A 13,917-nucleotide genomic window follows, 5' to 3' on the forward strand; every position below is an offset into this window, starting at 1 on the left:
ATTAAACTAAACTGTACCGTCAGTTGAAAAATATATACTAACCACCTATCTTCGTTGTATATTAATACTTAACCACAAATAAAAATTCAACAGAAAGGGTTGGTGGTTTATGGGTTTTGTATTTGAATCTGAAAATTTAGGTGATTATTTAATTGAATTAGATGTGGTTGATTACTCTAATTCAATTATTAAAGAAAAAATTGAGGAACTTTTTAAGTCAACTCAAACAGAAATTGAAAAAACAAAAATTGCTTTTGAATTTGTTCGTGATGAAATATCACATTCTTGGGATATTCAAGGGAAAAAAGTTACTTGTCACGCATCAGATGTATTGAAGTATAAACAAGGTATTTGCTATGCAAAATCAAACCTTTTGGCAGCACTATTACGCTCGCAAGGAATTCCAACAGGTTTTTGTTATCAGCGTTTAATGTTGTTTGATACTCCAGAAAAAGGCTATTCGATTCACGCTTTGAATGCTGTTTATTTAAAGTCCCATAATAAGTGGATACGATTAGATGCTCGCGGAAACAAAACAGGTGTTAATGCTCAATTTTCATTAGATGAAGAAAAATTAGCTTTTTCAATTAACAAGGAACTTAACGAAGAGGATTATTCTATTATTTTTGCAAAACCAAACCATAAAACCATTGCTGTATTAAAAGAGCATACTGATGCATTGGAAATGTATAAACATTATTTACCTGAAAGTATATAGTCATTTCACTAACAGGGACTTTAGTTAAATTTTCGATTCAAGAAATATCCAAACAATCTTTGAGAAAACAGTCTAAAAAAAGAGAAACGCCCGCAATCAACGTTTCTCTTTTATTCATTATAGTAGATGAGGTTCTCGAACTTCTCCATCAAATGCAGCTCGATAAATAGTATAGATATCTTCTCGCTTAAGCGGCATCGGACTACGTGCTAAGATTCTTGTTTGCTTTGTCGCATCACCAGTTAGTTGTTCCAGTGCTAATTCTGGTATATTGAATCCTTTTAATGTTGACGGAATATTAACATCGTGAACAAGTTGCTTTAATGCATCTACACATTTATAGGAAGCCTCTTCTTGCGATAAATACGCAGATGAAATACCCATTGCATCTAAAATATCTTTCATACGTTTTTCGCAACTTTGACGAATATAGCCCATTACATATGGTAATAGCACTGCGTTGGAATCTCCATGAGCAATATGGAACTGGCCACCAAGTGGATAAGCTAAAGCATGTACTCCTGCAACACCAGCATTAAAAAAGGCTAAGCCTGCCAAATAACTGCCATAACTCATATCCGAACGAGCCTGTTTATTCTGAGAGTCATGCACTGCAGTTCGAATAGAGCCACTAATTAATTTAATGGCTTGTAGTGCAAGTGCATCAGTTACTTCATTGGCATTTATAGAAACATAAGCCTCTATTGCATGTGTTAAAGCATCTACGCCTGTAGCAGCGGTCACTTTTGGTGGTAAGGAAATCGTTAACGCAGGATCTATAATGGAGACATCTGCTAATAAGTAATCATGTGTAACAACATCCTTAGTTGTTTCAAGTGATAGTACGGATATATTTGTCACTTCTGAACCTGTGCCAGATGTAGTTGGAATTAATATCTTAGGTAACCCTTTATTTTCAAGAGTTTTTGTTCCCGTTAAATTTAAGTAATCTGCCACTTTTCCATCATGTGTTGCTAAAACAGCGGCAAGTTTCGCTAAGTCTAATGCACTTCCTCCCCCTAGACCAATGACTAAATCAAAATGATGCTTTCTTGTAAAATCAACTAGTTTTTCACCAATTGCGAGCGGTGGCTCAGGAGCAATATCGGTATAAATGGTTGTAGAGTACCCATTGTCTTGTAAAGGCTTTTCAACATTATCTGTTAAACCTAACTCTTTTAAAAATGGATCAGTAATAATTAAAATATTTTTCACCTTTAATTTTTCTACTTCTGGTAATAACTGGTTCAAACAACCCCAGCCTGTATAACTTGCAGGAGTAAAAGTTAATTTATGCATAATTGTTATGCTCCTATCTATTCATAATAACCTTCTGTCGATTTTCTAAAAGACTTAAATTGGGCAGAATCATGACCAAACCAAACTTGTGAATTTGTTTCATTTGCTAATCTTCTAATTCGTTCAACCGTAGAATTATAACCAACAGAATCATATAGTATTCCAGGTGGCTTGACAGGTGGCCCAAAGCTTTCAGCAGTGTAAATGGTATCTGAAGCTAAAATAATTCCACCCGTTTCTGGCATATTAATATGCAAACCTAGCATTCCCCATGCATGACCGCTACCAAAATTCAAAACTTGGATTCCTTCTGCAAGCTTCACATTATCCTCACCACGCTTAATTAAGCGCCATTGTAAGTTGTTCTTTATCCACATATCAATGTCACCCCAAATATATGCACCTTCTTTTACATTTCTTGCATATGTTTGTAAAGTTCCATTGAATTCATCTTCCTGCACAATTATTGTTGCATTCGTAAAAAGTTCTAAACAGCCTGCATGATCTAAGTGTAAATGTGAAGCAACAACATATTTAATATCTTCTGGACGCACATTTAACTCTTCCAAACGATGATGTAAATAGCATTCTTCTGGCATATTAATTGGGAATGCTTTTTGAGTAAATTCACCCCAGCGTCCTTCAGGTCCCATTGAGTTTGGGTTACAAGCTGTATCAAACAATATTTTTCCTTCTGGATGATCAATTAATACTGTATAAACTGGAAATTCTACAAATTCATTTGGCTGGTTTGGATGATCGATCGTTGCAGGGTTATGCATGGCAATCATATAGTTTTTATCCATTCGCATTGTTCCATTATCCATAACATACAATTTCGGATGCTGTTTGATTATGTTCATTTACAACCATCTCCATTTCTGAATCATTTGTGCCTCGGCGTAATTGTAGCTGACGCTTTGCTTTCACTACATAAAACATTTGTAGCCGACTCTTTGCTTTCGCTACATAAAACATTCGCTGAAGAAGTTAATTGTTATTCCAAATCACTAGCTTCATTTCTGTCATTTCCTCAACTGCATATTTGATTCCTTCTCGACCGGTTCCGCTTTCTTTAATGCCGCCATATGGCATATGGTCAACACGGTATGTCGGAACGTCATTTATAATGACACCCCCTACTTGTAATTTCTTTGAAGCTTTAAAGGCCATCTCGATTGAAGGTGTAAATATTCCTGCCTGTAAGCCATAATTTGAATCATTGACAGCATCAATGGCTTCTTCTATTGAAGAAACAGTATTGACAATTACAACAGGTGCAAATATTTCCTCACAAGATACACGGCTATGAGAGGATACATTAAATAATACTGTTGGAAGTAAAATATTATTTTCAATACGACCACCCGTCAGTACTTCGGCACCTTCTGCTACCGCTTCTTCTATCCATGTGACAGCACGCTGTTGCTCAGTTTCTGAAATCATCATCGCTAAATCTGTTGTTACATCTAGTGGGTCCCCTATTGTTAGCTGTTCTATTTTTGCTTTTAGTTTTTCTAAAAATACATCTATTATATTTTCTTTTACATATATACGCTGTAGGGAGATGCACACTTGACCTTGATTTGAAAAAGCTCCCATAACAATTCGGTCCATGATTTTATCGAGTTGAATCCCTTCATCAACAATAACACCAGCATTCGAACCAAGTTCTAATGTAACTTTCTTTAATCCTGCGCGATTACGAAGAGAAATGCCTACAGCAGGACTTCCCGTAAATGTAATCATTTTTACTTTTGGATGTGCTAAAAATACATCCCCTACTAGTTTTCCTTGCCCAGTTACTAAGTTAAATGCACCTGCTGGTAAGTTTGTTTGTGCCAATAGTTTTGCTAGAAAATGAGCAGATAAAGCTGTTTGTGTTGCAGGTTTCAAAACAATCGTATTTCCAGCTGCTAATGCTGGTCCAACTTTATGGGCTACTAAATTTTGTGGAAAATTAAAAGGTGTAATGGCCGCAATAACGCCTAATGGTTCGCGGATTGTATAACCAAATCTACCCTCTCCACTTTTAGATGCATCCATCGGAATCATTTCACCAGATAGTCGCTTCGCTTCTTCTGCTGCAAATTTGTAAGTTTCAATCGTTCGATCAATCTCAGCATACGCATACTTCAACGGCTTTGCTGATTCTAATGAGATAATATTAGCTGCCTCATCTCTATTTACTGCAAATAGTTCAGATAATTGTTCTAAAATTTCTGCTCTTTGGAATGCCGTTAAAGCTGCCATTTCAGACTCTGCTAAATGAGCACTTTCAATTGCGCGCTGTACATCATCTTCAGTTGCCATCGCAAATTGAGCAATGACCTCTTTTGAGTAGGGGGATTGAACCTCCATAAATTCATCTGTCATTTGCCATTGTCCATTAATAAATAAGCTTTTTTTCAAGACCTGACTCACTCCTCTTTCGGAATGGTTACGTATTCATTTCTGAAAATAAAAAAATGAATACGTAACCATTTTAAGTTTTAAAAAATAAACTGAGGTCATCAGTTTATTTTTTTACATGTTGTATTTCTCGGGAAAAGCTTAACAGATTCTGTTTGTTGGATGCAAGTACTTTTTTTCTCCATTACCTCAAATAATTTTTCAATAGCAATAAATCCGAGGTTTTTTTCGGATGCTAAACCTACTGTTGTTAAAGCAATTGAATGGTGCTTACTGAGCTCAACATTATCAATGCCAATAACATTAAAATCTTTAGGAACATGAAAGCCCCTCTCTAAGCAAAGGTTTAAAATTTCAATAGCAATTGCATCTGTTGCGGCACAAATAGCAGTAGGTCTCGTAGGAAGCTTAAGTATTTCTTCAAATATTCGTTCAATATCGTCTTTTTTAGTATTTGTAAAAAATGCTGGCACTGTATTTATACCTATTCCGCTGTCCTTTAATGCATTTTTAAAGCCATTGTACCTTTCATAAAAAGTACTTATTTCATGTGGACCGCCAATCCAGCATATGTCATGATGACCTAAAGTTAAAATATGATTCGTCGCTATATAGCCAGCTTCCACATTATCAATTTCTACAAAATACCTGTTTTCTTGATGCTTGCGATTATACATGATAAAAGGTATGCCTCGTTTTTCAAGCTTAAAAAATAAGTCATCTTCATATAACATAGACGATAAAATTATCGCATCAGCCCTGGTTTCCAAAACAGAATTATAAATAGAATCTAAATTATCTTCCGTACCAAAATAAACATTTACTTTATAGCCCCGAGCATTAACATAATTAACGATTGCAGTTGTTGTATCGACAAAAAAAGGATTATGTAAAGGCCCTGATATCAAAGTAATAATGCCTGTTTTTTTCTGTACAAGCGATCTAGCAACATCATTTGGAATATAGTTTAATTCCTCAATAGCCTGCATTACTTTTTCGACAGTCTTCGGCTTTACGAGTTCAGGAGTATTTAACACTCTTGAAACCGTTGTTTGCGAGACACCCGCATACTTTGCCACATCTTTTGAAGATACCAAAAAACCACCCACTTCATCTTTGTAAGCCTATTTTATATCATTACAGATATATTGTTAATAGATAACCACGAATGCAAGCACTTTCTATTATTAGGAATTATTTTTATTTTTCCGCTCATAAGGCTTAGCTACTTCGCTAGCTTTAAAATTATAAACAGGTGTAATCACTTTTAATATATCTGCAGTTTCCTCGAGAACAGATGTAATTTCTGACATCGGCTTATATGCCATAGGGGCTTCATCTAATGTTTCTTCGTTTACAGATGTTGTCCAAATACCTTGCATCATCTCTTTAAAATCTTCCATGTTTAGTGCTTCTTTTGCTGCACGGCGAGAATACATTCGCCCTGCCCCATGTGGTGCTGAGTAATTCCAATCTGCATTCCCTTTCCCGATACAAATGAGTGAGCCATCTCGCATATTCATAGGAATAACGAGCTTCTCCCCTTTATTTGCTCGAACGGCTCCTTTTCTTAACGTCATTGTTTCTGTATCAATATAGTTATGGATCGTATCGAACGTTTCGTTAAAACGCCAGTTCATATGCTTGGAGATTGTTTCAGCAATTGTCCAACGATTCATCCGAGCATATTGCTGAGCAATTTTCATATCGTGAATATAATCATGGAAATACTCACCCTCTAAATAGGCTAAATCTTTTGGTACAATAGGGTTTTGCTCTTTACTAGCTTTAATCATTGCTTGAATTTCTTTTTCGCGCCCCTGATTTTTCAAATCGGCAATTTTTTCTTTTAAATCTTCTCGTTGTAATGTTTCATAGGCTCTTTTTTGATGCCAATTCGCTACCTTCGCTCCGACATAACGCGACCCAGTATGGATAAGTAAGTAATGTGTGCCTGCTTCGTCTTTTGCAAGCTCTATAAAATGATTGCCTCCCCCAAGTGTACCAAGCGATAGATTCGTATAGTCATCCTTTAAGCCACTCGCTACAAACTGTCTCCCCTCGAATTCAACAAAATGACGTGCAGAAGATACTTCCTGATGGATATTCTGTCCGCTTGGTATATGTGCTCGAATTGTAGCATCAAGTTTAGAAAAATCGATATCCGTCTCATTTAGCTCAGCTACAAATACACCGCAACCAACATCAATGCCTACAAGATTAGGCACTACACGATTTTGAAGCTGAATCGTTGTACCAATAACACAACCCTTCCCTGCGTGATAATCTGGCATAATCCGTACTTTTGTTCCTTCCATAAAGGCTTGATTTGCCAATTCTTTAATTTGATCGATAGCTGATTGTAAGGCTGTCTTTGAATAAATTTTCGCTTCAGTAAAACGTCCTTTAATTTGAATCATTTTAATCCCTCCTACTATCTATACGAAAATCGTCTTATTTAGTTTCAATTTTATATAATTAATCCCAATTTATAGAAAACTAGAAAATACATAAAAAATTGTTCTAAAATTATAAATAAATTTTAGAACATTTTCTTTTAACGTTTATTCTTCATATTGAATATCTAATTTTTTCGGTATTTCTGGTATATCGTTTGATTTTACATCTACTTCTGCTAAAGCTAACGTATGTAAAGGATATTTTTTCTGAACATCGAAAGGAATCGCAGTGCTCTCCATTTTATTGTTCATTTGACTACGTGCAAGTAGACCATTATTCGTCAGGTCAATGCTTATGATACTGTTAATCGTTTCTTTTAGCATTACAATATCTTTTTCTTTTAGCGGCATTTGTTCGTCCATTAAAAATGGTTGAATAGTTTCTTTAATATAGCCCTGCGCCTCTATTAAACAAGAAAATTCATTTAATTTATTTGCGTATAACTTTAATTGGCGTTTTTCTTTTGAACGTTGGTGATTTAGCTCTTGCACTTTCTGCTCAATACGTACCAAACGTTTTTTCGTTAACTCCATAAGATAACTTTGTATTGAATTAATGGACTGAAGCATCATTGCCTCCGCTTCTTGCACTTTTTCATATTGTGCAATACAAACAACTTGCTGCTCATTTAACTTGCTGACACGTTCTTTGAAAAATCCATTTTGTGTATGCTGACCAAAGATAGCCTTCATAAGACCTTTTCCGTGAATTTTTTTATGCTGGGCATCCAATCGATCATATTCACGTATATAATCGCTATGCATATTACGATATTCTCGTAACATTTGTTGATAAAAAACAGCCTTTTCTGTAAAGCTTTCCACTATTTCATCCTGTAAATAATCATTTTGTGAAATGGTTTGTAAAAGTTGGTATAATGTTTGAACATTTTTAAATACATTGGCAACCTGCTCATATTCTTGCTCATATTCAGTCACAATCGCTAAATCACGTTGATAACGTGAAAATTCGTATTGTGTATCGCCTGCATACTTTTCAATGTTCTCAACCGCAGATTGGAATGGATCTCTTTGTGGAATAACAGTTAATTCGAAGCGGAATCGTTCAAGCCATTGCAAGAAGCGAATTAAAATGCCATACGTTTTCTTATCACTATTTTCTGCAACTCGATGAATTTCTGAAATTAATTGCTCATACTGACTTTTTTCCCAAAGCTCATCACTATTAGTCTGTTTAGCTTCAATCGCTTCTCTTGCAGAGATAGCAACAAAATCACTTATTAAATGTCCAATTCGTTCTCTCTCAGCATTAATAAACGTCTGCGTATTTTCATTTGAATCGATAGCATTGATGACACAAAGGGGCTCAACACCTTTGTTTTTTAGCGTTTCCATCAATAAAATTTCAGGATAAATAGCCATCGAACCTGAGCGTAATACCCAAAAAATTTCGTCAACACGGTTCATTAATGCTTCTGGGAAGTAGGCCATTTCTCCTCCCCCAGCTTCCAATGAAACAGAATCAATAATTGTTACTGATTTTAATAAATCGTTTTTCAAATATACTTCTAAGTAATCTAAATGTTCTCGTAGTATTTGAGATGCAAAAGTATCGCTAGTTGTCAATAATTCTAGCTTGCTCATATCGAATATTGCTACAACGCCATCTAAAAAATACGCCTTTATTTCTTCATGCTCACCGTATCGCAAAAATGTATTTACCCCTGTTGGATGCTGATCACTAACAGGCAAAACTTGACGTCCTAAAAGTCCATTTACAAGTGTTGTTTTTCCAACACGCTCTTTCCCAACAATAAGAATCATCGTTTCGTTGTTAGCATCTTGAATGATACGATTTAAATGTTTAGCTGTATCTTTTACATATGTATTTTGTACAATAATGCCATGTAATTGTCGAAAATGATCAACAAGCTGTGGCAAAATATTATTCGCTGAGGCTGTATATTCGATCGGCACATTATCAATATTTGTCATCCTCAAAACCTCTTTTCGTATGTATCTAAAGTTATTATAAATGAAAATATTCACTTATTAATACATAGTACTAAGAAATAACGACAAAAAAGGACAATATACTTAAATATAAGTGTCACAAATAGGTAATTAATCTTACGCTATTGAACAGACTATCTCAGATATTATTACTCATTCAGACTAAAAGAAATAAAAATTATTATTATAAATTCGTAAGAGAGTTAGTTTCTTCTTCATTCTTCAATTCCAGCCATACGTGAGTACACCGCTCCAAGTGTTGGCATTCCACCTTGCGCACCGAATTCCTCCACCGATAATGAAGCTGCAATATTTGCAAAATACACAGCCTGATCCAATGATTGCCCTTCTACTAAAGCATAAGCGAGTGCACCGTTAAACGTATCACCTGCACCTGTTGTATCTACCGCTTTCGTCAAATAACCCGGAACATGAATAGGATATTCACCATCAAAATAGCGTGCGCCATCACTACCTTGCGTAATAATCATTTTATTAGGATACTTTTCTAATATTCGCTCAACATCATCTCCAAAAATTTCGGCACACTCCGTTTCATTTGGTGTGATATAGGTAATATCCTCCATCCATTGCACATCAAAATTAGCCGCTGGTGCAGGATTTAATAAAACAGGTACATTCGCTTCTTTACAAAGTTTTATCGCATAAGCAGTCGTTTCCACTGGGATTTCTAGCTGCATAATGACCATTTGACTTTTTTGAATGATTTCTTTCGCTGCCTCTATATGCGCAGGCATTAGTTCATAATTTGCCCCAGGCACTACTATAATACGGTTATCATTATTGTAGATTAAAATATTAGCAATCCCAGTAGGTGCCGAAACGCTTGTAATAGCTTCAGTTTGAACATGCTCCTGCTGTAAAACTGTGCGCAATGTTTCTCCAAAACTATCGGAGCCTACACAGCCGATCATTGTGACTTCACTTCCAAGACGTGCCGCAGCAATTGCCTGATTAGCCCCTTTTCCTCCTGGAATCGTTTGAAAATCTTTACCAAGAATCGTTTCACCCTGCTTTGGAAAAACCCCCATTTGTACAACTAAATCCATATTTATACTACCTATAACTGTAATCATCTTTTGACCTACCTTCCATCTTATTTTTCCATTTTAACTGAGAAAACAATAGAAGGACAGGTCATTTACATTTGAAAAATATGGGGTTATTTTCAATTAATTTTTCCCAATAAACCTTTCCTTGCCTCTAATTCAATTTTTCTATCACAATCTTCACAGGAAAACTTCCCGTCCATATTTTCTTTATATAGTTTATATTTCCTTGTACCTTCTACAACTTCAAATATTTTCTTACAAAAAATACAATGAACCTTATAGCTAATCATGATACTTCCTCCTTTAACCCGATGTAGTTTTTCGGGGAATATAGCACAAAATATAATGAGATTGACAATAAAATACTGATAATACCGAAAACAATTGCAGTCATTTGAAGCGTAAATAATTCTGCAAACAGACCTAATAGTAAAGTAAAGGAGATTTGTAAAATATTTTGAAAAATACTAGAAATACTACCGAATCTCCCCATCATTTCAGGTGGTACATTTTGCTGATAAAACGCTTCATAACCAGTATTACTAAATGCCATAAAAAAGCCTAAAAAAACGAAACTTACAAATGTCAAAATACTCGATGTCGAGGCATAAAAAGCTGTATAAAACAGCATTGTCAGGAACAAACCAAAAGCCATATATGACCGAGTGGACCATTTTTTGGCGAAGCTTGCAGCAACCATTCCACCTAAAATTGCTCCAGCTCCTGCACTACTCACAAAGGCTCCATATAAGCTATCGGATAAAGCCAAATCTTGTTTTATAAATGTTGTTTCCTGAGAATCAAGCGCAAAAGCAATCATTAATGTACTTTGAAACAGTAAATAAATCATTATAAATAATGAATTTTGTCGAATGAAAGCTATTACAGTTAGATAGTCATTTTTTAGTATTTGCCAAGTAATACGTTGCAGTGAAGTTTCCTTCACATCATCTACATCAGGTAATAAGTAAATGATCAAAGCACAAACAAAAAATGTAAAGCTGTTAAACCAAATCGTAAATGTTGTATTAAAAAGCATGATGAGGAGTCCTGCAAGAGCTGGACCTACTAAAAACGAGCCTGAATTGAACGTGCCAAGTATTGCGTTGAATCGTTGTCTATCTTCTGAAGGAACAAACTTTGTAATATAATATGTACTACTAGGCCCAAAGAAACTACTCGCTATATTCGCTAAAAATAACAGTGTATAGATGAGCCAAATTGATTCCATAAACGGCATACAAAAAACAATGAAACCTCGTATAATATCAGTTGCAATCATCAACTTGCGTTTATTCATACGATCAATAAAAGAGCCAGCTACCTAACTTGTTAAAACTCTTGCTATTGGTCCGACAATAAAGATTCCAGCCATCGCTGCCGGCGATTGTGTTAAATGCCATATAAATAAATTTAGCGCTACAAGGTAAATCCAGTCCCCTAATTTTGAAAAACCTAAGCCTCCAATTAATAAGCTGTATTTTCGAAGGATTTTCATTATATAGTTCCTCCCTTTATTACTTTTCACAAAAGTATTCTGGTAAATGTTTAAATAAACTGACTCATCACGAAAACGTGTAGATAATTTCCGTCCCAACTTATATGCACGAGATATGTTTTAACAAATGTCATCCCTAACTTATAGTGTTGGGACAATAATCTGGATAATGTTCCATTTATTCCCCGTAACTCTATTTTTATATTATCAAAATATTACTTCAATTTGTTGCGTTTTTTGAAAATAAACATTTAAATAACTAAAGTGGTTTTTAATTGGAACTATGTTATTTAGTAAGGAATAATCATTTACCAATATAGGAGTTAGGAGGTTTCCCTGTTACCTGAGCAATTTCCACTTCAATCAAAGCCCCCCCTTCTTTAAGCAACAAAAAAAACTGAAGACAACTTAATATGTCTTCAGTCAAAAGGTCAGCGCTCAATCTATTAAAATACAATACGCTGTGCTTCGTAAGCAGCAATATGTTCTTCGTATTTAAAGGTTAGAGCAATCTCATCCCAACCATTTAGCAATGTTTCTTTATAGTAAGGATCGATGCTAAATTTATAAACTGTACCATCTTCACCCGTTACTGTTTGTGCTTCTAAATTGACTTCCATCTTGTACGGATTTTCTAAGCTTTTTGCTAAAATTTCATCACACTCTGCTGCAGTTAGTTTGATTGGTAAAATCCCATTTTTGAAGCAGTTATTATGGAAAATATCTGCGAATGATGGTGCAATTACTACATTGAAGCCATAGTCTAAGATTGCCCACGGTGCATGTTCACGAGATGAACCACAGCCGAAGTTATCTTGAGCTACTAAAATTTTAGAGTCTTTAAATTCAGGTTTGTTTATTACAAAATCCTTCATTTCATTGCCCTCTGCATCAAAGCGCCAATGGTAAAATAAATACTGACCAAAACCTGTACGCTCAATACGCTTTAAAAACTCTTTTGAAATAATTTGGTCTGTATCGACATTTTTACGATCGAGTGGTGTTATCACACTGTTTACGATATTAATTGGTTCCATTTGCAATCATCCCTTCCGTGTAAATGGAAATTACACAGTTTCCTTTACGAATTCACGAACATCTACAAAGTGACCAGCAATTGCTGCAGCTGCTGCCATTGGTGGCGATACTAAGTGTGTACGAGAACCAGCTCCTTGGCGTCCTTCAAAGTTACGGTTTGAAGTTGATGCACAGCGTTCACCAGCTGGTACTACATCATCATTCATTGCCAGACACATTGAGCAACCTGTCTCACGCCATTCAAAGCCAGCAGCTGTAAAGATTTTATCTAATCCTTCTGCTTCTGCTTGTTTTTTCGTCGAATATGAGCCTGGCACAACGATTGCTGTTACATTTTCATGTACCTTACGCCCTTCGATGACATTTGCAGCTGCCCGTAAATCACTGATGCGTGAGTTTGTACAAGAACCGATAAATACGTGTTGAATATCGATTGAAGTTAATGGTTGACCTTCCTCTAAGCCCATGTAGGCAAGTGCTTTGCGAAGAGCAGCTTTATCTGACTCATCCTCATAATCGGCCTGTGTTGGAACATTACTTGAAACACCTGAACCCATTGACGGATTCGTTCCCCAAGTGATGATTGGCTCAATTTCTTCAGCTTGAATGATACGAACTGTATCATATGTTGCATCTTCTTCGGATGCTAAGCTTAACCAATAATCTGCTGCTTCCTCAAACTTTTCTCCTTGTGGTGCATGTTTACGACCACGGATATAGTCAACAGTCGTTTGGTCAGGCGAAATTAGCCCTGCCTTTGCACCCGCTTCGATTGACATATTACAAATTGTCATCCGTTCTTCCATAGCAAGCTTGTGGATAGCCTCTCCAGTGAATTCCACAATATGTCCTGTGCCGACACCGATACCGAATTTCGAAATAATCGCTAGAATAATATCTTTGGCAGCTACACCTACAGGAAGCTCACCCTCTACACGAATTTCCATTGTTTTCGGCTTATTTTGCCATAATGTCTGTGTTGACAATACATGTTCTACCTCAGATGTACCAATCCCGAAAGCAATCGCTCCGAACGCGCCATGTGTAGACGTATGGGAGTCACCACAGACAATCGTTTTACCAGGCTGCGTTAAACCTAGCTCTGGTCCAATTACGTGAACAATTCCTTGGTCAGGATGGCCCATTCCCGCAAGTTCAACGCCAAATTCTTCAGCATTTTTAGCTAACGTTTCGATTTGGTTACGCGCAATCGGATCATGAATCGTTGGTAGATTTTTTGTAGGCACGTTATGATCCATTGTCGCAAAGCTTAAATCCGTGCGACGCACTTGACGTCCGTTCATTCGTAGACCTTCAAAGGCTTGCGGAGAAGTTACTTCATGAATTAAATGGAGATCAATATATAACAGGTCCGGTTTGCCCTCTTCCTGATAAACCAAATGTTTATCCCAAATCTTTTCAATTATATTTTTGCCCATTATCTTC

Annotated in this window: 13 protein-coding genes and 1 pseudogene; 1 reads left to right on the plus strand and 13 read right to left on the minus strand. The window is 36.0% G+C overall.

Going from position 1 to position 13,917, the window contains the following annotated elements; translation table 11 throughout:
- Positions 1-109 precede the first annotated feature (109 nt).
- A complete protein-coding gene (locus ABH966_RS17045) occupies positions 110-718 on the plus strand; it encodes a transglutaminase-like domain-containing protein (protein WP_370080409.1) in 609 nt (202 codons plus the stop codon).
- Positions 719-835: 117 nt separating this feature from the next.
- Here ABH966_RS17045 and ABH966_RS17050 read toward each other — a convergent pair whose 3' ends face one another.
- The 13 genes and pseudogenes from ABH966_RS17050 to leuC form a co-directional block, all read right to left on the minus strand.
- Entirely contained in the window at positions 836-2,017 is a 1,182-nt protein-coding gene (locus ABH966_RS17050; RefSeq protein WP_370080411.1) for an iron-containing alcohol dehydrogenase, read from the minus strand.
- Between the two features lie 17 nt (positions 2,018-2,034).
- Positions 2,035-2,880 (minus strand): AhlS family quorum-quenching N-acyl homoserine lactonase, encoded by an 846-nt coding sequence (gene ahlS, locus ABH966_RS17055; protein ID WP_370080413.1) that lies wholly within the window; start codon positions 2,878-2,880, stop codon positions 2,035-2,037.
- Positions 2,837-2,959, minus strand: coding sequence for a hypothetical protein (locus tag ABH966_RS17060; RefSeq protein ID WP_370080415.1), 123 nt, complete (start codon positions 2,957-2,959; stop codon positions 2,837-2,839). Before ABH966_RS17060 ends, ahlS begins: the two co-directional genes overlap by 44 nt.
- Before the next feature lie 48 nt (positions 2,960-3,007).
- Positions 3,008-4,429, minus strand: a complete 1,422-nt coding sequence (locus tag ABH966_RS17065; protein WP_370080417.1) for an aldehyde dehydrogenase family protein — start codon at positions 4,427-4,429, stop codon at positions 3,008-3,010.
- Between the two features lie 101 nt (positions 4,430-4,530).
- Positions 4,531-5,526, minus strand: a complete 996-nt coding sequence (locus ABH966_RS17070) for a LacI family DNA-binding transcriptional regulator (protein WP_370080419.1) — start codon at positions 5,524-5,526, stop codon at positions 4,531-4,533.
- Between the two features lie 90 nt (positions 5,527-5,616).
- On the minus strand, positions 5,617-6,849 hold the full coding sequence (locus ABH966_RS17075) for an RtcB family protein (protein WP_370080421.1): 1,233 nt from the start codon (positions 6,847-6,849) through the stop codon (positions 5,617-5,619).
- 144 nt (positions 6,850-6,993) lie between these two features.
- A complete protein-coding gene (locus ABH966_RS17080) occupies positions 6,994-8,844 on the minus strand; it encodes a dynamin family protein (RefSeq protein ID WP_370080422.1) in 1,851 nt (616 codons plus the stop codon).
- A gap of 233 nt (positions 8,845-9,077) precedes the next feature.
- Positions 9,078-9,959, minus strand: a complete 882-nt coding sequence (gene rbsK / locus ABH966_RS17085) for a ribokinase (protein ID WP_370080423.1) — start codon at positions 9,957-9,959, stop codon at positions 9,078-9,080.
- A gap of 92 nt (positions 9,960-10,051) precedes the next feature.
- Complete coding sequence (locus ABH966_RS17090) at positions 10,052-10,225, minus strand: DUF2197 domain-containing protein (protein ID WP_370080424.1); 174 nt, start codon at positions 10,223-10,225, stop codon at positions 10,052-10,054.
- Positions 10,222-11,247: pseudogene (locus tag ABH966_RS17095) on the minus strand (MFS transporter); the annotation flags it as partial. The gene ABH966_RS17090 and the pseudogene ABH966_RS17095, both read right to left, overlap by 4 nt.
- A gap of 12 nt (positions 11,248-11,259) precedes the next feature.
- Positions 11,260-11,433: a hypothetical protein gene (locus tag ABH966_RS17100; protein ID WP_370080425.1), complete on the minus strand. Its 174-nt coding sequence runs from the start codon at positions 11,431-11,433 to the stop codon at positions 11,260-11,262.
- A gap of 446 nt (positions 11,434-11,879) precedes the next feature.
- Entirely contained in the window at positions 11,880-12,470 is a 591-nt protein-coding gene (leuD, locus tag ABH966_RS17105) for a 3-isopropylmalate dehydratase small subunit (protein ID WP_370080426.1), read from the minus strand.
- A 30-nt stretch (positions 12,471-12,500) separates the two neighbouring features.
- Entirely contained in the window at positions 12,501-13,910 is a 1,410-nt protein-coding gene (gene leuC, locus ABH966_RS17110; RefSeq protein ID WP_370080427.1) for a 3-isopropylmalate dehydratase large subunit, read from the minus strand.
- Positions 13,911-13,917: the final 7 nt, after the last annotated feature.

It is taken from the genome of Lysinibacillus sp. RC46 (assembly GCF_041262385.1).
Lineage (GTDB): Bacteria > Bacillota > Bacilli > Bacillales_A > Planococcaceae > Lysinibacillus.